The organism is Pseudomonas sp. NFR02, assembly GCF_900119375.1.
Taxonomy (GTDB): Bacteria; Pseudomonadota; Gammaproteobacteria; order Pseudomonadales; family Pseudomonadaceae; genus Aquipseudomonas; species Aquipseudomonas paracarnis.
In genome coordinates this window covers 602,558-623,544 of record NZ_FPJJ01000001.1, presented here as the reverse complement: position 1 = coordinate 623,544, position 20,987 = coordinate 602,558, and the positions used below count along the sequence as shown (strand labels likewise).

Sequence of the window (20,987 nt, the reverse complement as noted above, 5' to 3'; positions counted from 1 at the left end):
GGTCAGTAAAAACTCGCACATCCGCTTACGCCAACTAAGCTCAGCCTCAAATAAAAACACAGCGAGCAGCCGGCCATGCCCCACCCGACCGAGACTTTCCGCGACCGTTACCGCGCAAGCGTCAACCCGCGTTACAACCCCTGGCTGCACGCCGCATTCGTGCTTGGCTACGGCATCGCCTGCATCACGCTGGCCTGGTCCTCCACCGCCGATATCACCGCCCTCCAGTGGCTGACCGTGCCCTTGAGCCTGCTGTTTTTCAACCTGTGTATCTATCTCGTGCACCGCCACCTGGGCCATCACAAACATGCATTCGCCCGGCTGTTCTACGCACGCCACACTGGCGACCACCACAGCTTCTTCACCCCTGATCACATGACTTACGACAGCCCCCGGGACTGGCGCGTCATCCTGTTTCCAGCCTGGCTGATCGTGCTGCACAGCCTGGCCATCACCCTCCCCGCCTGGTGGCTGCTCAGCCAACTGAGCCCCAACGTTGCCGGGTTGTTTGCAGGCTGCATGATCCTTGGCTACCTGCTCTACGAAGTGTTCCATGCCTGCGAACACCTGCCTGCCGAACACCCGGTGGCACGCCTACCGTGGATTCGCCAGATGCATCGCCTGCACGCCTTGCATCACCGTCGTGAGCTGATGCAGGGACGTAACTTCAACATCGTGCTGCCGTTGATGGACTATCTATTTGGCACTTTGCATTGGGAACCCGCGGTAAAAAAAAGGGGCAGTCCAACTGGACTGCCCCCCGCTTCACACACATAGATCAATCAGCGCACGATAGTCTGGCTGCAGATGTGGCCGAGGCTGACGTATTGGACGGTATTGCCACCCACGCCCACACCAGGGAACTCCCTGAGCTCGATGCGCCAGCCGCCCTCGTTGAACCAGGTTTCCCAGTTGTAGGTCTGGCCTGAGGCGCTGTCCGGGTAGCGCACTTTGTAGTCCCCAGAGCAGGTGCCCAGCGCGACATTCCCCGAGGCCGCGCCGGTGATGCCAGTCTTGGCCTCATAGTCGACCCAGTTGTAAGTGGCGCCAAAATGCTTGTCGACCCGCAGTACAGGAGTGACGCCGCGCAGGGGCTCGCCAGTGCTGTCTGACCACTGGGTGCTCCAGCTCAGATTGCGAGCCGCCTGGGTGGCCAGTTGGAAGATCGAGCTGGGAATCCGCACCACGTTATCGCCGTTCACATTGTGCTGGTTCAGGCGTGGCGCCGAGCCGAGGGTCAGCTTGTATTGAGCCTGAGGGTTCAATGCCACCGCCGGGTTGGCCCGCACGCGCACCTTGACCGTGTAGCCCGGCGTCAGGTTGGGATAGGTAGAAGTAGAGCCCTGCGGGACTTCCACCCACTGGGTGCCATCGAACCGTTCGAAGATCCACTGGTTACGCGTGCCCGCACCGTCATCGCCCAGGAACATGCCCACACCTTGGCCACGCAACGAGACGAAGGAGAAGTAATCCACGTCATTGACGCTGTCGAGGTTACCGGTCACCTGGTTCAAGGCATCCGGCAGCGCGAACGCGGTTTGCTCAGTGTCGTTGGGCTCGTAGGCATCAATATTGCTGTCCACTGCCACACCGAAACTGAACTGCGAGTTGCTCGCGGCATTGGCCACCATGAACCAGTAGTAGTCACCAGCCGGCAACACGCCGTTGAGGTATTCATCGGCACTGCCGGGGTTATCCGAGGTGCCCAACGGCGTCAGGTTGCCTTGGCCGTCGTCATGGAACAGCGTCAACGACATATCCGTGCCGGCACTCTGGTTCAGCAGCTGCACCTGGATTCGCGCGTTTTTCGGCAGGTTGAAGTGGTAAGCGATTTGCGCGCCGGTCTCCACACCGGTGAGAGTGTAAAGCGTGTTGATATCCAAGGTGGGAAACAACGGCGTGAAGGCTGCAACCGCGGCCTGTTTCATGTGCGCCGAGTCAGGTTTTTCCAGCTGGCCAACCGGGGAGTCGATCGCCACATTACCGACGGCTGCCTTGCTTTTTTTGACGACGTTGGACTGCCCGGTCTTGGCCGCATTGAGCTTTTGCTTGAGCTCGCCCGAGACGCTGGCCTTTTCCAGCGTACCGCCAGGTTTCAACGCTTTGTCCACGGCCTGCTTGACCGCCTGCGCGCTGAGTTTTGCCGGGGTTTGCTCGGCCAGGGCAAAGGCCGAAACGAAGCAAGAGGCCGCCATGGCCGCGCCCAGAATGAAGGCTTTTTTCGATTTCATTTTTTATCCATCCATAGTTAAAAAATTGAAGCTCAGGTAACCGGTGACATCCGGTCACCTGGGATGGACTGTAGGACAAGACTGTATGTATGTACAGTATTTTTTAAAAAATCTGTGGGAGTATTACCCGTCGAGTCGTAGGGAAAAATTAACTCAGCTGTAGCCTCCTAGTAGCCCGTCATCTCCAAATACCCCACCCCACCCTCAAACCGCACCGGCCCTTCCCAGTACGGAATACCCAGGTCCATCCACGCCTTCGGGTTGACGGCTTCGGTGGTGATGTCCAGCTGTTTGCCGGGAATTTTCAGCGACCAGCGTGTGGGAATGTTGCGCCCGTCGATGGCCGTGGTGGTCAGCGGTGTGAGTTGGATGTCGCTGTTGTGCAAGGTCTGGGTGTGGCCCTGGGCGTCGATCCAGGTGCCGGTGAGGTAACCGTCGCTGTCTTTCTGCCGCACGCGAAACAGCATCAGTTGCGCGCCGCGGTCCAGGTGCAGGGAGAACCAGTCCCAGCCGGTCTGGCTGGCGGCCAGGGGTTGGCTGCTCCACTCGCGGTCGAGCCAGGCTGGGCCGCTGACCTGGTAGGTATGGCCGTCGAGGCTGACGCTGCCGTTGGCAGTGAAAAACGGCTGGCTGTAGTAGTACGACGCCTGGCCCTGGTCGGATTTGCGGCTGTAGCCATGGTCGCCTTGCAGCACCAGCGGGCGGCTGGAGGTCAGGTGCAGATCGTAGGCAAATTGCGCGCCACTGGCCTTGAGTTGCATGTCGGCCAAGGGGCTGGCGGTGCCGGGGCGGCTGGCGAAGTTCCAGTCGTCGATCCAGGCGTTGAATGGCTCTGCCTGAGCCCCAGCCTGGCCGACGCCACCCCGAGCCAGGCGTTCGGCGGCGTAGTGCCGGGTGGCCGAGGTGACGGCGGCGTGGCCGAGCCACACGGTTGAATCGCGCCAGCCCGGTTGGACGGGACCGGCCTTCAATGCGTTGCGAAACAGCGTCCATTGCACGCCGAAGACATTGCCCTGGGCATCCTTGAGGTTGGCCGTGACGTACCACCATTCGATACGAAAGCCGTCATGGGGCCCGTGGTCCTCGGGAAAACTGAAGACTTTGCCGGGCACCACCTGGGCAAAGTCCGCGGCATCGCTGCCCAGCCCGGCGAAACTGTCCTCGGGTGCGGGCGCCTGGTCGCAGCCGCTCAGCAGTAACCAGGCGATGCACGCCAGTGCCTTAATCTTCATGGGCGAACGTCCTCAACAAATCCGCCGGGCGGCTGCGGTACAGCTGCCAGAGGGGCCAGGCCGACGCGAGCAAGGTGGCAAGCATCGCCAGCCCCAGCAATTGCGCAAGCTGCCCGGGGAATACTTGCAACGGCAGGCGCCAGCCGAAGGCCTGCACGTTGATCACCGCATCCAGGCACCACGCCAGCAACAGCCCCAGCGGCAACGCCAGGATCAACGTGAGTACCGCCAGCAGCCAGGTCTGGCCGAGGTTGAGCAGCATCAATTGTCGGCGCGTCACGCCCAGCGCCCACAACGGCGCGAGTTGGCCGAGGCGGCTTTGGCTCTGGGTCAGCAAGCTGATGAACAATGCCACGCCGGCGACGCCAAGGGTCAGGCTGTTCAACGCCGCGGTGGCGGCGAAGGTGCGTTCGAAGACCTGGCTGGACCAACCCTTGAGTTGCTGCTGGTCGACGATGCGGCTGTCTTCCAGGGCGAACTCACGCTGCACCTCACGGATCAGCGGCGGCACGTCGGCGGGCGCCACCCGCAGGTTGAAGCGCGCCGGTGAGAGCGTCGGCCAATGCGCCAACAGGTGCTGGACATTGACCAGCAGATGGCCCTTGGGGTTGCCGTAGTCGGCATAAATGCCGACGATCTTCGGCGCCCAGGTGCCCTGCGGAGTGGGGATGGACACCGTGTCGCCCAGTTGCACCTTCAGGCGTCGCGCCAATTGTTCGCTGAGCATCAGGCTGTCGTCTTGCAGCAAGCGGTCCCAGGGCGCGTCCACCGCCTCCAGCAGCGGCCAGTGTTGACGATAAGTGGGGTTGTCGACCACGCCGAACACCTCCGCGGGCCAGCCTTGCAGTTGCACCGCCACCTGCCAGGCGGGCAATACGGCCTGCACCAGGGGCTGACGGGTCAACCACGTTTTCAGTTGCTCGGCCTGCTGCGGATTTTGCGGGTTGAGGTACAGCTCGGCGGTGAGGCGTTGCTCCAGCCAATGGGTGAAGGTCTGGCGAAAGCCCGAGGTCATGGAGCCGGCGCCGATATTCGCCGCCAGGGCCAACAGCAACGCCATCAGCGCCAGGCTCAAGGCCGGCAGTTGTTGGCGGCAATCGGCCAGGAACCACTGGCCCAGCACCGAGCGGCTGCGCCCCAGCACCGCTTTCAATAACCCGTTGAGCAGCACCGGTAACGCCAACGCCGCGCCCAACAGCAAGGCCGCCATCAGCACAAACCCGGCGGCCAGGCTATCGCCCAGCCACAGTGCCAGCAACGCGATCAGCAAGGCGGCGGATGCCACCCAGCCCTGGCGCCGCAGCCAGCGGCCATGGGCTTGATGCCAGGCTTGGGCGTTGGCCAGCGCGAGTAACGGCAAACGCGCTGCGCGCCACAGGCTGCTGGCTCCGGCGAGCAACGCGCCGAGCAGGCTCACGCCCAGGCCGGCCAGCCACCACCAGGGGCTCAAGTTCAATTGGCCAGCGACTTCGGCGCCGTACAGGCCACGCAAACTGGCGGCGACATCCGGCAGCAACAGGCTGGCCAGCAGGTAGCCGCTGGCGATACCGAGCACACCGCTCAACACCGCCAAACACCCCAATTCAATGCCCAGGCTCAGGATCAACATGCGTGCGCTGACCCCACAGGCGCGCAAGGTTCGCAGCAGGCCACGGCGCTGTTCCAGGGCCAGGCCGATGGCCGCATGCACGATAAACAACCCCACCACAAAGGATAAAAAACCCACCGCATCCAGGTTCAGGTGAAAGCTCTCGGTGAGGCGTGACAGGTTGTTGTCCTCGCCCTGCTTGAGTTGCAACGCGGCGGGTGGCGCGGGGTGGCGGGCGGCGAAGGTGTTGTCCAACAGTAAGCGCGACAGGCGCCCGGGCATGTTGAGCAAGGGTTGGGCAAAACCGATATCCGTCAGCAGCAGGCCGGGCGCCATATCCGCTTGCACCTGGAACGGTGGCAGGCGTTGCCCAGTAGAAGTCAGCGGCTGCTCGCCCTCATGCAACCCCAGCGCCTGCAAAGTTTGCGCAGCGACCCAGGTACGCCCCGGCGGCTCGAAGAACGCCAGCATTTGCGCCTGGCTCAAGCGTTGCCCCGCCACGCTGCCGCTGCCGGGCAACGACACAGGGTCGATGCCCATCAGTTGCAGACGCTGTTGGTCACGCCCCTGGAGCACCACCCGCCCCTGCACCACCGGGGATACCGGCCAGCCGGCGCGGCGCAGCTCGGCAAACAGTACCTGGGGGAAACTGGCGGCGTCCGGCGCAACCAGGCTGGCTTGGGGTTCGCCACCGATCAATTGGCTGGCGCGTGCGTAGCTGTCCCGCGCCTGGCTGTTGAGGGCCTGCACGCCGGTCAGTAGCGCGGTGGCCAGCCACAAGCCGGTGAGCACGCTGAAAAATTGCACCGGATGGCGCCGCCAGTGGCTCAGCAATGCGCGTAGCGTCCAGTAAAACAGCGCCATTTCAGCGCGCGTCCATTGGCACGACACGGCCACGGTGCAGCACCACTTGCCGGTCAAGCCGTGCGGCCAGGCGCGGGCTGTGGGTGACCATCAGCAGGCTGGTGGGGCTGTCCCGCAGCAGGTCCAACAGCAGTTGCAGCACTTCATCGCTGGTGGCTTCGTCGAGGTTGCCGGTGGGCTCATCGGCCAGCAACAAACCCGGTCGCGAGGCCAGCGCCCGCCCGACGGCAACCCGTTGCTGCTGGCCACCGGAGAGTTGCTCGGGGTAACGCCGGAGCAAGTCGCCCAGTCCCAGGCGCTCCACCAATTGCGCTTGCCAGTACGGGTCGAAACGCCCCGCCAGCCGCGCCTGGAACGCCAGGTTGTCTTCCACGCGCAAGCTGCCGATGAGGTTGAACTGCTGGAAGACCAGACCGATTTGCGTGCGGCGCCAATGGGCCAGTTGCCCTTCGTTGAGTTGGTCGAGGCGCTGCTCGCCGATGCGGATGCTGCCGGCGTCCACTCGGTCCAGCCCGGCTACCAGGTGCAGCAAGGTGCTTTTGCCACTGCCCGATTCGCCCATCAGCGCCAGGCTGCTGCGCTCACCCAGGTGCAGGTCGACGCCGGCCAGGACGGTCAGCGGGCCTTGCGGGGTCGCGTAGTTTTTAACAACACCTTGCACCTGCAACATAAGAACGCTCATCTGAAGGACCAGCAACGAGAATAACGGCTGACGCTCCTGCCCACGCAAATTTTTCACATGGATTTCACCGTCTGCCCATCCATCGAACTTTAAAGTGCCCGCCAACTCGTGGTGACTCACAACTTATTAGTTAATCCAAGTGACACTCCTAACATGCAAGTGTTCAGCAAAAAGACAGCGGCGCTGTGACAGTCTCCTGCCTCACCAAGGGCAACTGCCCAATCGTGCAGCCTTTTTATAAACACAATAAACAGTGCCGAGGATGAACCGCGTGGCAGACATGATCCTGGCCAACCCCCAACCCAAAAGGTCAAGGTTAAAACGCCTGAGAAAATACCGCCTGCACCTGCTTGGCATCAGCGTTACCGCCTTGTTGTTGACGGGCTTTTTATTCTGGCCCAGCTCGCCCCTGGACCTGGGCGTGGGCAATCGCCTGCTGACCTCCGGGGTGCTCGCCAGTTGGCGCGAGGGTGAGCTGGTGGTGCTGGTGCGCCATGAAGAGCGCTGCGACCGCTCGGCCAACCCCTGCTTCGGCCCCGCCGATGGCCTGACCATCAACGGTACTGAACGCGCCGTCGAACTGGGCAAAGCCTTTGATTCATTGGGCATGGCCCTGACCGACGTACTCAGCAGCCCCACCACGCGAACCGCCCAGACGTCACTGTTCATGTTCGGCAAGACCGAGCTGTCCCCCGGCCCGCTGGCCATCTGCGGCGACGCCATGGGCGATGAAATCCTCGGCCACAAACAGCCGGGACGCAACCTGATGCTGATCACCCACAGCGCCTGCATGAGCGACTTCCAGACCAGCCTGGGCTTCCCTCACGCAGCCGCTGCAGAGTACGGCAGCGCACTGTTCGTCAAGGTGGTGCCCAACGGCACCTTCAAGGCCATGGGCACCATGAACAGCGAAGAGTGGACCGCCGCACTCAAACAACTTTAATTACACTTGTTTACATATTAAGCCACAACGTGTTCAGCAAAACGACAGCCCTGTTCTGGCATGTTTAGTCGCGTCTGTTATTTATGTTTTCCTACAACTACTTAGTGACCCTTACGATGCTTCACCCTATTAAGTTAATACCGCCATTGCCCGTACTTGAACGTTATGGAGCGATGTGCGCATGCCCCGCGTAAACCCTCTGGCCTGGCTATTGCTGGGCGTTGCCGTGTTCATCTTGTTGCCCCTGGGCTTTCACGGTTTATGGACGCCAGACGAAACCCGCTACGCCCAGGTCAGCCAGGAAATGCTGATGAGCGGCAACTGGGTGGCGCCGCACTTCATGGGCGTGCGTTATTTCGAGAAGCCCGCCGCCGGCTATTGGCTCATCGCCCTTGGCCAGGCGGTATTCGGTGAAAACCTGTTCGGTGTGCGCATCGCCTCGGTCCTGAGCACAATCCTGAGCGTGGTGCTGACCTACCTGCTCGCCCGGCGCGTGTGGAATGACCCGCGCAAGAGCTTTGCCTGCGCGCTGCTCTACCTGAGTTTTGGCCTGGTAGCCGGGCAAGCCGGGTATGCCAACCTCGACCCGCAATTCACCCTGTGGGTGAACCTGAGCCTGGTGGCGTTGTGGTTTGCCCTGGACTGCCGCACGCCACGCGAACGCCTCTGTGCCTGGGCGGTGTTGGGGGTGGCCTGCGCCATGGGGTTCATGACCAAGGGCTTCCTGGCCTGGCTGTTGCCGGTCTTGATCGCCGTACCCTACCTCGTCTGGCAGCGGCGCGTCGGCGAGTTGATGCGCTACGGGCCGTTGGCGGTGCTGGTCGCCGTGCTCGTATGCCTGCCCTGGGCCCTGGCCATCCACTTGCGCGAACCGGATTACTGGCATTTCTTTTTCTGGCATGAGCACATCCGCCGCTTTGCCGCCGACGATGCACAGCATGCACGGCCGCTGTGGTTCTTCCTGCCGATCATGGTGGTGGCGTGCCTGCCGTGGGCTGCCTTGTTACCCGGCACCCTGCTAAAAACCTGGCAGGAAAAGCGCCAGCCGGTGATTGCCTTTCTCGCCCTGTGGCTGTTGCTGCCCCTGGGCTTTTTCAGCCTGAGCAAAGGCAAATTGCCGACCTACATCATGCCGTGCCTGTTGCCCCTGGCCTTGTTGATGGGCCACGGTTTGATCGACCTGATCAAGCAAGGCAAGGCGCGCCCACTGGTCATCAACGGCGCGCTCAATTTCGTGCTCGGCATGACGGCCATGGTGGCGCTGATTTACCTGCAAATCACCCGCCCGCTGTACGGCAATAGCCATGCGCAGATGTTCAGCCTGTCCCTGACGTTTATCGTGCTGCTGGGCTGGATCCTCGCCAACCTGCTGCAAGCGGTGCGCCCGCTGACGTTGTGGGCGATGCCCGCCCTGGGCATTGGTTTGCTGGTGGCACTGCTGCCGGCGGGCATGCCGGCCCTGATCGAAGATAACGAGATGCCCGACCAATTCGTGCTGGAACATCTGGACGAACTGCAACCTACCCGTGCTTTGCTAAGCAATGACCTGGGCCTGGCATCGGCCTTGACCTGGCGCCTGCGCCGGCCCGATGTGGCGTTTTATAACACCCAGGGCGAGCTGCGCTACGGCTTGAACTACGAAGACGCGGCACAGCGCAAGGTCACGCCGGACAGCGTCCAGGCCTGGCTGGTCGAGGCACGCCAACACGGGTCGGTCGGCGTGCTGATGCAGGTCAAGAGCACCAGCGAACACCGCGAAGAAGGGCAATTGCCCCCCGGCGGCAAACGCTATCGCAAGGGCAACCTGGTGCTGACGATTTACCCCCAACAACCTTGAATGCAGCGCCTGCCACAGGGACCACCCCATGAGCTTCTGGAAAACCGAACGCGGCGCCCTGGTGTTACTGCTGGGCACCTCGGCCTTGCTGCTCTTGCTGGGCCTGGGCAGCCGCGACCTGTGGGGGCCGGAAACGCGCTGGGCGAATATCGCCTTGCAGATGCTGCAAAGCGGTGACTATTTCGACCCATACCTCAAAGGCACGCCGTATTACGACAAACCCCTGCCCTCCTACTGGCTGATCACCGGGTTTGCCCATCTGCTCGGCGGCCTCGGCCCGTGGTCGCTGCGCCTGTCATCGGTGATTGCCGCGTGGTTGAGCATCTGGCTGGTGTACCTGATCGGTGAACGCCTGTTTCGCAAAGGCACCGGGCTGATCGCCGGGTGGATGCTCGCCACCACCTTCTATTTCCTGTTCTGGGCCCGCGTGGCCACCGCCGATGTCCTCACCGTGTGCGGCGTGCTGGCGGCAGTGTGGTGGTATTGGCGCGGGCCGGATGACACGCGGCTGGGGCGCTACACGGTGTTTTTCCTGTTGCTGGCCGCCACCTCGCTGTTCAAAGGCTTGATCGGTGTGGTATTGCCGGCGCTGGTGCTGTTGCCACACTTGCTCAGCGAACACCGCTACAAACGCCACCTCAACCTGCGCCTGGTGCTGGCCCTGCTCATCGCCGGCGTGGTGTATGCGATTCCCTTTGTACTGTCCCACCGCTACGGCGCCCCCACTTACGGCGAGAGCGGCCTGGAGCTGGTGTTCCGCGAAAACGTGGTGCGTTTCTTCGACCCCTTCGACCATATGGGGCCGATCTACACCTACCTGATTTACCTGCCGGTCTACACCCTGCCCTGGGCACCCTGCTGGATACTTGGCCTGTGGCTGGCCGTGCGCAACTGGCGCAGAGCGCCGCCCAACGTACGCTGGCTGGTGTGGGGCCTGGGCCTGTTGTTTGTATTCTTCACCGCCAGCGGCAGCCGCCGCAGCTACTACGTGTTGCCGCTGGTACCCTTTGCCCAACTGCTCGGCGCTTGGTGGCTGAGCGAACGCCTGCGCAAAAAACCGATGAGCTGGCCGCGCTGGCAAACAGGCTTTGGCCTCAGCGCAGGCCTGCTCTTGCTGGTGCTGGGCGTGATCTACCCTTGGACAAATGGCAACGGCGGCGTTACCCGCTTCGCCGCCGACCTGCAAGCCCAGGCGGAGAAAAGCGCGCCCTGGACCCAATGGCAACTGGTGCTGGTAGAGGTCGACAACAAGCTGCCCATGTACCTGCAAAACCACGGTAAACCTTTCTACTACGTCAGCGAAAGCCAGGACTTCCCGCGCCAGGGCAACAGCGTCGCGTTCATGGCCTGGTTGGAAAAAACCAGCGGCCAGGGGTTTGATCCGCAACGCACGATTATCGTCACGCAGTATTCCAAGGACGAGCCGACGCCGTTGGCGTTTCTGGGGGTGGATCGTCAGATGGTGACGACCCAGCCGGATAATGGGGAGCGGTTGTTCAGGGCGCGTGAGGGAGGGAGTGTGGCGTTTGTTCCGGGGATACGCTGAGGCACTGTGCTTGCTGGCCTTTTGTCATGGTTTGTAAAGGGCCAGCAAGCCGTGTCCCTTTAAATTGCAGGACGTTTCCGAGACAATCTCCGCCGCCTTGTGCCGGTTGGAATCGGTGGCTAGTCTGCGGTCCATCACTGCTCATCAGTGATCGGGTTTAGTCGCTCGTATCTTCCAACACGGCATGGTCTCCATGAGTTTTATGGTGGCTGTGCGTAGGGCGCCTTCGGGTGCGCCGGATGTTTCGTGTTGGGCCGGTCGACTAACCTGCGTACAGCCGCCACCCTCGTTTAGTCGCGACGGGTGTCGTCTCCTAATCCAACGCGGAGCTACACCATGAATAAAGTCCTACCCGATCCACCCCTCGATCCTGCAAAAGACCGTGCCGCCTTTAACCGCGCCATCGACCATTACCTGCCCAGCCAGGGTTTCCACAACGTCAACGACGATCTGAGTGTTGAAGATGCCTTGCTCTACACCGCCAGCTTGCTCGACAGCGCTTCGGCAACGGCGCTTGATTGCGGCGAGCTGCTAGATAACCCAGGGCGGGCGAAGATTCTGGCGGTGTGGCATTTGTTGGAGATTGCCAAGACGACGGTAGATCGCTCTATTGAATGCGTGAAGCCTTTGAAGCCAACCACTTAAAATGTAAAAGCGGGTTTGGCCCCATTTTGTAGGAGCGAGCTTGCTCGCGAAAAACTCACAGGCGCCGCGTTTATTCAGGAGGTGCGCGTTATCGTTGAGGTTCTTCGCGGGCAAGCCAGCTCCCACATGGGTTCGCAGGGCATCAGTCGAATCAATATCGGCTGTCAGGCCGTCACGGGATCAAGCTCCCTCGCCATAGTTACCGGTCAGTCTCAACTGATAAGCGTCAGGCTTGCCCGCTATGGTGATATCTCCATCGAGGACCACTATCGCGGAGAAACCCGTTCCCCTCTCGCAAGCATTCAGACACCGCTACCAGCATCTCAAGTTCTGGACAGGCTCGCCGCGTGAATAAATGCCTCATCCAAAGTATTGCCGCCATACCTGCTCAAAAAGCCCTCGGCATTGGAAAAATGATTAAAGCGTTGTTGGCTCAGCATGTAAAAGTCATCGCAGTGAGTGACGATCTCATCGATGTTATGCGAAGACACGAGTATTGCCACACCTTCCGCCGCTGCTCCCTCCAAACAACGCCAAATGTGGTAACGGAACTCCGGGTCAACGCCTGCGGTGGGCTCATCCAAAATCACAAGGTCTGCGTTAACGGACAATAACGACAAGGTGAAAAACCAGCGCTTTTCACCATAGCTGCAAAGGGATGATTTCTTCTTCCAGATTTCGCAATAGCGTTCAGCAATACCAGGGCTCCACTTTTCAATTTTTTCCAAAGCGTGCCGCTGGGTAACGCGCGTATCGGAGCAAAAAAGCATCATCATGTTAAAAACATCGAACATTCGAAATACGGGAGGCGTTGCGATGATCTGTGACAGGTAAAGTAGCTTGGAAAATGAATGTTGCACTTCACCGCCATTCAATTTCTTCAGGCCACAGATTACGTCAAAAAACGTAGTTTTTCCGGAACCATTAGGCCCCAACAAACCTGTCATTGTGCCGGCCTCGACTTCCAATGAGGCACTCTTGAATAAAATATGCTGACCGTACCTAACGTCCAGTGCATCCACGATTAGCCGTTTCATCAGTACCGACTCCAAACGGGGTTGATGAGTAAAAATCGGAACACAAACCACCCTGTGACAATGATCATTCCTAAAATCGACGCTACCAACGTAGCGGACCCGGTTACCCCCACCAACATCAGGCGATTGGCCCACCCCATCGGATTAAAAAGACCGATTAAGTTAAATAGTGAATACGAGGTGCTAAGGCTACCGATACCCAGCGCCAACATAGAGACTGATAATATGGAGAAAAGAGTATTAGTATTTTGAAAGCCTATGGGCACCAGCGTCAACAATAAGGATGGCGTAGAGAAAAGCAAAAAACACATATAGAAACGACCAACAATAACCAACCACTCTTCCAGGGCCATCAAACCAAAATAGCCCCGCGTCAGCACATAAAACACCGAGCAATAAATAACCGACATAAATGAGTACGCTAAAAACTGCCCAGCGAGAAAGGTGATCTTGGTACGTTTTGCATACACAAAAGAACGCAAAAAACCACTTTCTCTTCGCCCCACTATATAAAACGCCAAACCAAAAAGTGCCACGCTTGAAGAGATGAAAGCGTAAAACCATGAAGTGGCAGATGCGTAGTCACGTAAAGTTTCTCTGCCAGAGTACCCGGCGTAACTAATCAAGTAGAAGGTTACCACAGGGGATATTACGACCCATAACAGGGCGACCGGCTCTTTCAACTGTTCCTTGATAAAAAGCTTCGCCAGCAAGAAAGGTTTAAATAATGGGTAAATACGCATAGCTCACCTCATGGAAACGGTACCATTCTATTCAGACGAGACGAAAACATTAAGGATTCAAAACTTTTGGAATAACTATTTCTCAGATTTATGTTTCTTGAATTATTCATATGAAGAAACAGATCAGGTGAAACATACTTTGCAAAGACGCAATTAACCCCATTAATCCTGGCGCGCCGAGAATAAAAATAACCCGACACACCCAACCCATTAAGCACCGACAGAAAAACCTCCAATGAAAACTCCAAAGAAGTCTCCCTATCGTCACCATCAGCAACCACATAATCGGTTATTTCACAATAGGTACCATACTCATTACAGGTCATAAAATAGCGAAGATAGTCATCCTCCACTTTTCGCTCATCAGACCCGATCGATTTAAACAAATCCATAAAACGATAAGTTTGCCACAGCTCAAGCAGCGCTTTTTCCAACGCTTCGCCGACGTCACCTGAATAGGACATACCCGCACAATACTTCACATGTCGATCACTATCGTTTTGGCCATAAACCGCCAACAAACAAACCCCAGGAAAACGTTTGTCAGAAATATCGAAAATGGAAACCTCGCCGGAAAATATTAGCGCATCATATAAATATTTAACATTCCTCCCTCGTAACAGACACTCAACTTTACCGAGCGAGAACAGTGCTTGGCATTGCTTAGTCAGCCAAAACCTCAGTAGAAATTGTCGTTCAAGATACTCTTTTACAGCTCCTAAAAACGCAACATCTACGTTCCAGTAAAAGCTGCACCCACAGGTGTCTCTCAGCGGATATAAAAAATTATCCTTTTCGAGGCCGTGCGCAGAAAGAGAAATACATACAGTGGGAATTAAGCACTCAGAAAAATCAGAAGCTCTCATGACTTGCGTCAGTGAGAAGTGATGTTTTTTAACCTCTTCAATTGATATCAGCCTTGAAGCCGTCTGTGTAAGAGCGCTGGCAAAACTATCAACTTCAGCTCTCGTCAACGAGTCACTAAGAAAGCCGCGCCTTATCGACAAAATCTCTCTATAAAAATGACGCCTTTCAAAATACTCTCCCAAGGCAGTTTTGATAGAGCGTGCGCCCCCGCCCACCCCTGACCCGTTAACTGAAAGAGCGTCTGACACCTCTACAGAATTTGGTAAATAGAGCAGTCCGGCAGGTTGAAACAATAATACTCCAGGAAGATCCGGCTTCTGCATTGCATTAACAAGTTTCATGCTGCTTACCTATTAAATGAATACATACAGGAAGAAACAGAGCGGGGTTAACCCCCAGCAACTTACATACCATGGAGTCCGTATAAGCAGACCACGGGCGGCAGGCAAGTCCTAATTTTTTTGCTTGAATCTCCACAAGCATATAAATAGAGCCAACTTCCATAAGCGCCATGCGATAACCACGATACCTATATTTGAAAATATTTTTAGGCATATAGACTGAATAAACAATAGCCAAACTCGGAAAACCAAGCTGTTCTCCAGACGAACCCATTATAGCCGCCTTCACATATTCAAAATCCACATCCACCTGCATCACTTCAAACCTCCTAGAACTAGGAAGCAAGTGCAAAACGCGCTCTTTAATGGGCCAGTCTGCATTACTCTCAGCGAGTGAACAAATGAAGATCTCAACAGGGTAGAGTGCTCCTGCACTCGGATACCCACGTTTGTGTGCTCCGACATTCCTAGAGACAAGAGGTGACACCAGCTTTTCAAGCACTTCAAAGTTCAGAGACGCTGACAAAAACTTCTCGCATGATTCATTTCTGTATAAGCATTCAGCCCTATCTTCCTCGGACAATCCAAGGCTGACCGTTAGCCCCATATCAGGATAGAGTACGAGCTCATTCCCGGTTAACTGGGTCAGATGTTCTTCGTCCAGTGTATGGAGGCCAGTGCAATGTTGAAACGCTGTATGAAATGTGAAGTTGCCTTTACTATGAAACTCAAGCACTGCCTCATAGACGGCAGGGTCTATAAATCTAAAATAATAGTCATGCGGAATATTTTTCACTTCCTTACCTCCAGGCAATCGCAGATATACCAGTGGGAACTGGACTCTTGAAATATTCTGCCGTCACTTAATTGCACATACGAGGAGCACAACACATCATCATGATACTTGCGCAAAACGCCGCTCTCAGTAAAAAACTTCACATTTCTAATAATTGCACCAATAACCACCAACTCTTGATACAAACTTAACTTCTTAAAGGGCACATTGACATGTTCATTTTTACAAAACGCCAATGCCGATGCCCAGTTGTTTTTCACCCGTTTGACTGACTCATTATGAATAAGTCTATCAACGGTACAAAAATGACAAGGGTTTCCGACCTCCGAGATATAAGGTTGCCCGATGCAAAAAAAACCGCCCATCGGCCAACAAACGCTAATAGCGCTAGCTGGTGATATTTTTGCCAAGTCAAAATGTATTTTTTTCAGGCCCTCATAATCATAAGAATGGCATAACAACACAATAAAACATCTAAACCCCGCAACAGAACTTACTATATCACTTGAAAAATCTTTAAACTCTACGACACCCGATAACTCTTGTCTAAATAAATCTTCAACCGCGGCAATCCCTTCCCACGAATGCACAACTATAGTCTTTTCAAAATAAAGCTCCTTAGCCGCCGTGAACGGAATTATTTTCTCCAGAAACTCAAATGCACTGGCTGCATCCAACTCATCCTTCGTCAGCGCAGGAGACATTTGTATCTGTCGCAACGCCTTCAAGATCGGTCGTGAATGCACCTTAGAGATACCCGCATCGGATATTACTAAACTTTCCGTTTCAAAATTGAGAATCTGATAGTTAGGAATGGCTATATTCATTATGTGATCCCCTGTAGGGGTTTCAGGCGCTGCCTAAGAAACCCCGTCAAGTGGGTAAATAAACCTATTCTTTGGCAAGTGATTGTTCTTCTATCGAGTTGTGACCACATCCACCAGAGCCACCACTTCCTCCATTACATCCACCGCCACCTCCACACCCTCCACTTCCGCCACATCCCCCCTGACTTCCTGAAGCGCCAGCATTGCCAGCATACGGGTTAAATCCATAGTCATTGTCGAAATCATAGATAACTTCGCCATACTCTGATTTTTTCATTTTCAAGTTCCTCATATAGTCGTGTATTGTCACCAAACCGAAGTGACACTCACAATTTAGTAGACAAGAAGAAACTTGCAACGAAAATAATTTTTCCTTGTGGGAATTCAGTTACATCTAATTAGGAAATTTCACTCATTAAATTCAGAAAACCAATAATTGTCAGAAAGAAGAGGCAATGAATCAACTTTCACACACCAGATTATTCCTTCAAAAAATAACATCTTAGAAGTTACCAACCTCGTAATTCAACAACCGTTCTCTGGCGAGTTCTACGTAGGAAGCGGCGTGAAACTTCAAAAAAACGGTAATAAATCCGACAAGCGGTCCGCCGAGTTAGCGCCTTGAAACAACTTTAAAAGGCCAGCAAGCCGTGTCCCTGGTTTAGTCGCGACAGGTGTCTTCCCCTAATCCAACGCGGAGTTACACCATGAATAAAGTCCTACCCGATCCACCCCTCGATCCTGCAAAAGACCGTGCCGCGTTCAACCGCGCCATCACCGCCCATTCCTGGCGTTGGCTGGTGCGGGTGAAATACACATACATCGCCGCCAGCAACACATGAAAGGCCGACGCCTGGTAGTGGTTGGCAACCTGCTCCATGCGGTTGAGCAACTGCACCGGGAAGCCTTGCACCCAGGTGTTGCTCGACGTCTTGGCGTTGTGCCTGGGGGTGAGCAGTGGTTCGGGCAGCGCTTGGTATCTGCCCAGCCAATAGTCGCGGTCGCAGGCGTAGCGGGCCGATTGCAGGTAGCGTTGGTCGGTGTCGATAAAGTCGATGTAGGACGGCGCCAGCGGCTCGGCGTCGCGCCCCTGTTCCAGGGCGCTGTAGAGCTGCGCGAGGGATTGCAGCATCTGGCCAAAACCCCAGCCGTCGAGGATTAGGTGATGAGCCTGGATGCCAAGGCGGTAGTGATCATCGTCAAGTTTGACCAGGAAAAACCGGCACAAGGGCTCGCCGCTCAGGGCGTAGGGCCGAGCCATTTGCGCCTGCATCAAGGCTCGGGTTGCCGCCGATGGGTCGGGCAGCGCAGAGAAATCATGCAGCGCCATTTCCACCCTCAGCTCAGGGGCGAATGTTTGCCCTGGCAGGCCATTGGCGTCGGTGTGCAACTGAGTGCGTAGCGCATCGTGCCGGGCCACCAGCAGTGTGACGGCACGCTGCATGCGTTCGGGCGCGACTTTGCCGGCAAAATCCAGGCAGCCGCCAATGTTGTACAGCGGCGAATCGCCCACGCGCAGTTGGTCGAGCCAAATGTCATGTTGGGCACCCGTGAGGGGAAAGCGGGCCGGCAGGCTGGAGGAATACTGCATAAGATCCTTCTCATGGGGGTCAGGCACTGGCCGCGCAGAGGTGGCCCATTACGCCGAAGTGGCCGGATTGGAGCATGGGCGCCGGGGGGTGTCTGTCACCCGAAACCCGGACATTCAAATGGATGGATAGGCCTTGGCCGAAGGTTCATGGCTGAAACGATTAAAGCGTTGTAGGAGATTGGCTACAGCTGATCCATGCCGAGCCTCTGGATATCCCATTGATTTTATAAATTTCTCATTTACATCAATAAGTTAACAAAGTCTAAAAATAACTTACGCCTGTACGTAGCCGGCTCAACTCATGAGAAACGTCGGTTTAATGGCGCAGTTTTTATGGCAGCTTGTGTCCCTCGTTCCCGCTACATACGTAGGACAAAGCCCCATGGCTAAATGAAATCTCGAACGCCGAGTTACGTTCAAGCAGTACGGAGCGCCCTGCACAGGCCCTGGGCAACCGTTGACGGTTTTCGACATCAAGGATGAGATGGCTATGAGTCTGACCCCCAGTATTGGCGGCACCTGCGGCCCGCATTTCTATGCCGAAATGGGCGAGTTGATTTCAAACAGCGGCGACGAACATTTCGCCGCCACGATGTTGCAGTTGGTGGGCAAGTGGGTACCGATTCACCTGGTAGACCTCAGCGAATGGACCCTGGATGAACTGCGCGACCGCGTGCTGGGCATCAAGTTACTGGGCAGCGCCGGGGTGAAAAAGGATTTGTCGGTGCCCCAGACCTTGCATGCGCTGAACGACCACCCGCTGTTGCGGCAGATGCTGCACATGCAAGACCCGCTGCTGATCCAGATGAACGCCAAGGCCAACAGCGCGCATCCGCGCGGCACTTCCCACCAATGCAACCTGGTATCGCGCCAGGGCAATCGACGCTGTGTGATTTCGTTCTACCGTCCGCCGACCCAGCAGGGGTTTTCCCTGGCTGAGTTGTCGTTTCTCAAGCGCCTGTCGGACACACTGTTGCCGTTGATGGAGCGGCACGCCCAGAGCCTGCGCCAGGCTCCACGCGCCGAAACTGAGCCGGCCCATACCCTGCTGGAACAATCGCAGTTGCAGCGTGAGTTCTACAAACGCTTGTCTTTGAGCGACATCACCCTTTCGGCGCGGGAACAGGAAGTGTGCCTCGGTCTGCTGACCGGCGGTACCGTGCCGCAAATCGCGGAGAAACTCAGTGTCAAAAACAGCTCGATCGAGACCTACCTCAAGCGCGCCGCCGCCAAGCTGGGCGTGAGCGGCCGGCATGGCCTGGCCAAATGGATGGTGGGCGCCTGATAAACACACGACGTTAGAGTAACTTGAGCCCAACCGCGGCACGCCGGTTTGCATCGCCGCTTTCCAGTGGTTGTTTGTGCCCGTATTTGTCCAGGAAGCCGCCCACCACGGCCATCGAATGAAAGCCGCTGGTGACCGTGCCGATAGCGCCGTTCAGGAAGTTCTGGAGGGTTGCGGGCGCCACGAAGTCTTTCAAGCCCAGGCGACGCAAGGCCTGTCCCGGATACTCGCCATCATTGAGGCTGCGTATGGCGGCGGCAAAACTCTTATTAGCCTCCCCGTCATTATTTTCGAGGTAGGCGCGTTTGGCACTGACGGCATATAGAAAGTGCGCATTGACCAGAACATCGTTGGGCCGGTCGGTGCCGAAGTTGGCGCCGGCCGTGGCCTGCTTCAGTTCGTCATGGGTGATGTGCAGCTTGAACCCATCGCGCGTGACAATACGATAGCCGGTGTCGGTGACCACGATGGATTTGTAAATACCGTAAGGGTTATGGCCGAATCTCATCATCGCGGCCTTAATGGCGGATATCGTCACGCAATTACCTTCGGTCAATTGGTAAAAGCTTTTGAAAATATCAGTGGGCTTGATGCCCGTATTCGCAGGCGTACCTTTCAAGAATTCGTCACGATTGACGGTGCGGTTATCGGTGACACTCGCAGGCAAAGTTACTGAATCAACGTCGGGTTTCAACCGAGCGGATAACGTCGCCAACAGACGCTCCAACTCGCCTACCAGGCTACTGAGTTGTTTGGCTTCGCTGGCTGGCGCAGGCGGATTGGAAGAAGACAAAACAACTGGAGAAGTTACAGCATCGCTCGCCCTGGCATGACCAAGAGCAACAGCATTAACGCAAGACACTAACATGTTGGATAACCTCCTGACACTTACCGAACACTTCAAATTACCCGCGAAGAGTGACTACCTTCAATGACGGTGAAACCGGCGTGTTGTATAACTGGCCCTCCATCACGCCCTCAATAATCACGCCGTTCTTGTTTCTCCCGCCCTTGTCCAACGGCACCCCGACCTGCGCCCCCAAAGCACTGGCCTCGATGACCTGCATATGTTCTTTCAGCCCCAGATAGGACAGCGCCGTGTCACCGTCGATGCCGCCTCCGGCCCCCACCAGTACACCCGGATAACTAGCCTCGGCATGGTACGCGCTGTCTTTTTCATAGTGGCTGAAGAAACGGTCCGCGGCCCTCTCGCGCGCCAGCTCAATGTGCTGGCGCTTGCTCATCACGCCAAACAGAAATTGCGCATCCTTGACCATGCCTTCATCGCCGCCACTGAACTTTGCCGCCCTGGCCGCCAGTTCAAGTTCTTCAACGGTGATTATCAGCTTGAAGCCGTCTCGCATCGTCACGTCATAGTGGTCGCCATGTTTGACGACGTGCTTGAAAATCCCGATAGGGCTTTGCCCGAATGTAGCCATGACAACCTTGATCGCGGCCACGTGCTCCTCTCGGCCCAAGATGCCCAGGTAAGGAAAGTTCTCATACGTGGCACGCAACCCATTGCGCAGGTCGTCAGGCTTTTGCCCTTTGGGTTTTTCAGACATAAACGTAGTGATTGGCTCATAGTTTTTACCTGAAAACATCTCAGCGAGTTCGGTATCAAACGCGCTACGGGTCTTGGCCAGGTTCGGCCGGTTCATGAAGGGCGCCAATTGTTCTTTCCATACACTTTTAACGGTTGGCACGGTGTCAGGTGCAGTCTGCGTATTCATCAGTGGTCTGTGCGGCGAACTCACAACAGGGGTTGGGTAAGCCACAACGGGTGGCTGGGGTTTCGGCGCCTCATTCTCCCTGCTCATCCATGTTTTAAGTGCCACGACTAATGTACCCAACAACCTCAACAGCTCCCCCAGCTCTGCGTCACGGTTTGAGTTAACGCTTGGGCCAATCGGATAATGTGCCGGTGATTGA

18 protein-coding genes and 1 pseudogene are annotated in these 20,987 nt (G+C 56.6%); 6 read left to right on the top strand and 13 right to left on the bottom strand.

The window, feature by feature from the left end:
• Nucleotides 1–75: 75 nt before the first annotated feature.
• Entirely contained in the window at nt 76–777 is a 702-nt protein-coding gene (locus BT199_RS03005; protein WP_038450634.1) for a sterol desaturase family protein, read from the top strand.
• 5 nt (nt 778–782) lie between these two features.
• On the opposite strand, the gene BT199_RS03000 is transcribed toward BT199_RS03005, so the two are convergent.
• The 4 genes from BT199_RS03000 to BT199_RS02985 form a co-directional block, all read right to left on the bottom strand.
• Nucleotides 783–2,231, bottom strand: coding sequence for a hypothetical protein (locus BT199_RS03000; RefSeq protein ID WP_020301315.1), 1,449 nt, complete (start codon nt 2,229–2,231; stop codon nt 783–785).
• A 167-nt stretch (nt 2,232–2,398) separates the two neighbouring features.
• Nucleotides 2,399–3,463 carry a lipocalin-like domain-containing protein gene (locus tag BT199_RS02995; RefSeq protein ID WP_019821209.1) on the bottom strand — a complete coding sequence of 355 codons (1,065 nt, stop codon included), beginning with the start codon at nt 3,461–3,463 and terminating at the stop codon, nt 2,399–2,401.
• The gene (locus BT199_RS02990; RefSeq protein WP_072433845.1) at nt 3,453–5,915 is read right to left on the bottom strand and encodes an ABC transporter permease; all 2,463 of its coding nucleotides are present in this window, start codon (nt 5,913–5,915) and stop codon (nt 3,453–3,455) included. Before BT199_RS02990 ends, BT199_RS02995 begins: the two co-directional genes overlap by 11 nt.
• Nucleotide 5,916: 1 nt before the next feature.
• Nucleotides 5,917–6,585, bottom strand: coding sequence for an ABC transporter ATP-binding protein (locus tag BT199_RS02985; RefSeq protein ID WP_014719054.1), 669 nt, complete (start codon nt 6,583–6,585; stop codon nt 5,917–5,919).
• A 274-nt stretch (nt 6,586–6,859) separates the two neighbouring features.
• Between BT199_RS02985 and BT199_RS02980 the strand changes: the two genes are divergently transcribed.
• The 4 genes from BT199_RS02980 to BT199_RS02965 all read left to right on the top strand — a co-directional run bounded on the left by BT199_RS02980 (nt 6,860) and on the right by BT199_RS02965 (nt 11,568).
• On the top strand, nt 6,860–7,540 hold the full coding sequence (locus BT199_RS02980) for a lipopolysaccharide core heptose(II)-phosphate phosphatase PmrG (RefSeq protein WP_072433844.1): 681 nt from the start codon (nt 6,860–6,862) through the stop codon (nt 7,538–7,540).
• A gap of 181 nt (nt 7,541–7,721) precedes the next feature.
• Entirely contained in the window at nt 7,722–9,377 is a 1,656-nt protein-coding gene (gene arnT, locus BT199_RS02975) for a lipid IV(A) 4-amino-4-deoxy-L-arabinosyltransferase (protein ID WP_072433843.1), read from the top strand.
• Between the two features lie 28 nt (nt 9,378–9,405).
• Nucleotides 9,406–10,923 (top strand): ArnT family glycosyltransferase, encoded by a 1,518-nt coding sequence (locus BT199_RS02970; protein ID WP_072433842.1) that lies wholly within the window; start codon nt 9,406–9,408, stop codon nt 10,921–10,923.
• A gap of 336 nt (nt 10,924–11,259) precedes the next feature.
• Nucleotides 11,260–11,568 (top strand): DUF6124 family protein, encoded by a 309-nt coding sequence (locus BT199_RS02965; protein WP_072433841.1) that lies wholly within the window; start codon nt 11,260–11,262, stop codon nt 11,566–11,568.
• A 323-nt stretch (nt 11,569–11,891) separates the two neighbouring features.
• Here BT199_RS02965 and BT199_RS02960 read toward each other — a convergent pair whose 3' ends face one another.
• The 7 genes and pseudogenes from BT199_RS02960 to BT199_RS02935 all read right to left on the bottom strand — a co-directional run.
• Nucleotides 11,892–12,605, bottom strand: coding sequence for an AAA family ATPase (locus BT199_RS02960; RefSeq protein ID WP_072433840.1), 714 nt, complete (start codon nt 12,603–12,605; stop codon nt 11,892–11,894).
• Nucleotides 12,605–13,348: an ABC transporter permease gene (locus BT199_RS02955; RefSeq protein ID WP_072433839.1), complete on the bottom strand. Its 744-nt coding sequence runs from the start codon at nt 13,346–13,348 to the stop codon at nt 12,605–12,607. Before BT199_RS02955 ends, BT199_RS02960 begins: the two co-directional genes overlap by 1 nt.
• Nucleotides 13,349–13,356: 8 nt before the next feature.
• The gene (locus BT199_RS02950) at nt 13,357–14,556 is read right to left on the bottom strand and encodes a YcaO-like family protein (RefSeq protein WP_072433838.1); all 1,200 of its coding nucleotides are present in this window, start codon (nt 14,554–14,556) and stop codon (nt 13,357–13,359) included.
• Nucleotides 14,543–15,352, bottom strand: coding sequence for a SagB/ThcOx family dehydrogenase (locus BT199_RS02945; RefSeq protein WP_072433837.1), 810 nt, complete (start codon nt 15,350–15,352; stop codon nt 14,543–14,545). Before BT199_RS02945 ends, BT199_RS02950 begins: the two co-directional genes overlap by 14 nt.
• On the bottom strand, nt 15,349–16,179 hold the full coding sequence (locus tag BT199_RS02940) for an McbB family protein (protein WP_072433836.1): 831 nt from the start codon (nt 16,177–16,179) through the stop codon (nt 15,349–15,351). Before BT199_RS02940 ends, BT199_RS02945 begins: the two co-directional genes overlap by 4 nt.
• 90 nt (nt 16,180–16,269) lie before the next feature.
• Nucleotides 16,270–16,413: a hypothetical protein gene (locus tag BT199_RS27165; protein WP_158068761.1), complete on the bottom strand. Its 144-nt coding sequence runs from the start codon at nt 16,411–16,413 to the stop codon at nt 16,270–16,272.
• 541 nt (nt 16,414–16,954) lie between these two features.
• Nucleotides 16,955–17,770 (bottom strand): annotated as a pseudogene (locus BT199_RS02935) (condensation domain-containing protein); the annotation flags it as partial.
• A 490-nt stretch (nt 17,771–18,260) separates the two neighbouring features.
• On the opposite strand from BT199_RS02935, the gene BT199_RS02930 reads away from it, so the two are divergent.
• Nucleotides 18,261–19,055, top strand: a complete 795-nt coding sequence (locus BT199_RS02930; RefSeq protein WP_072433835.1) for a helix-turn-helix transcriptional regulator — start codon at nt 18,261–18,263, stop codon at nt 19,053–19,055.
• A gap of 13 nt (nt 19,056–19,068) precedes the next feature.
• On the opposite strand, the gene BT199_RS02925 is transcribed toward BT199_RS02930, so the two are convergent.
• Nucleotides 19,069–19,923, bottom strand: a complete 855-nt coding sequence (locus BT199_RS02925; protein WP_256575810.1) for a hypothetical protein — start codon at nt 19,921–19,923, stop codon at nt 19,069–19,071.
• 37 nt (nt 19,924–19,960) lie between these two features.
• A complete protein-coding gene (locus tag BT199_RS02920) occupies nt 19,961–20,788 on the bottom strand; it encodes a type III secretion protein (protein WP_256575923.1) in 828 nt (275 codons plus the stop codon).
• Between the last annotated feature and the right edge of the window lie 199 nt (nt 20,789–20,987).

Bases quoted from the DNA above. Each gene is read 5' to 3' on its own strand.
- BT199_RS03005 (WP_038450634.1), top strand. From the start codon at position 76: ATGCCCCACCCGACCGAGACTTTCCGCGACCGTTACCGCGCAAGCGTC.
- BT199_RS03000 (WP_020301315.1), bottom strand. From the start codon at position 2,231: ATGAAATCGAAAAAAGCCTTCATTCTGGGCGCGGCCATGGCGGCCTCT.
- BT199_RS02995 (WP_019821209.1), bottom strand. From the start codon at position 3,463: ATGAAGATTAAGGCACTGGCGTGCATCGCCTGGTTACTGCTGAGCGGC.
- BT199_RS02990 (WP_072433845.1), bottom strand. From the start codon at position 5,915: ATGGCGCTGTTTTACTGGACGCTACGCGCATTGCTGAGCCACTGGCGG.
- BT199_RS02985 (WP_014719054.1), bottom strand. From the start codon at position 6,585: ATGTTGCAGGTGCAAGGTGTTGTTAAAAACTACGCGACCCCGCAAGGC.
- BT199_RS02980 (WP_072433844.1), top strand. From the start codon at position 6,860: ATGAACCGCGTGGCAGACATGATCCTGGCCAACCCCCAACCCAAAAGG.
- arnT (WP_072433843.1), top strand. From the start codon at position 7,722: ATGCCCCGCGTAAACCCTCTGGCCTGGCTATTGCTGGGCGTTGCCGTG.
- BT199_RS02970 (WP_072433842.1), top strand. From the start codon at position 9,406: ATGAGCTTCTGGAAAACCGAACGCGGCGCCCTGGTGTTACTGCTGGGC.
- BT199_RS02965 (WP_072433841.1), top strand. From the start codon at position 11,260: ATGAATAAAGTCCTACCCGATCCACCCCTCGATCCTGCAAAAGACCGT.
- BT199_RS02960 (WP_072433840.1), bottom strand. From the start codon at position 12,605: ATGAAACGGCTAATCGTGGATGCACTGGACGTTAGGTACGGTCAGCAT.
- BT199_RS02955 (WP_072433839.1), bottom strand. From the start codon at position 13,348: ATGCGTATTTACCCATTATTTAAACCTTTCTTGCTGGCGAAGCTTTTT.
- BT199_RS02950 (WP_072433838.1), bottom strand. From the start codon at position 14,556: ATGAAACTTGTTAATGCAATGCAGAAGCCGGATCTTCCTGGAGTATTA.
- BT199_RS02940 (WP_072433836.1), bottom strand. From the start codon at position 16,179: ATGAATATAGCCATTCCTAACTATCAGATTCTCAATTTTGAAACGGAA.
- BT199_RS27165 (WP_158068761.1), bottom strand. From the start codon at position 16,413: ATGACTATGGATTTAACCCGTATGCTGGCAATGCTGGCGCTTCAGGAA.
- BT199_RS02930 (WP_072433835.1), top strand. From the start codon at position 18,261: ATGAGTCTGACCCCCAGTATTGGCGGCACCTGCGGCCCGCATTTCTAT.
- BT199_RS02925 (WP_256575810.1), bottom strand. From the start codon at position 19,923: ATGTTAGTGTCTTGCGTTAATGCTGTTGCTCTTGGTCATGCCAGGGCG.
- BT199_RS02920 (WP_256575923.1), bottom strand. From the start codon at position 20,788: ATGAATACGCAGACTGCACCTGACACCGTGCCAACCGTTAAAAGTGTA.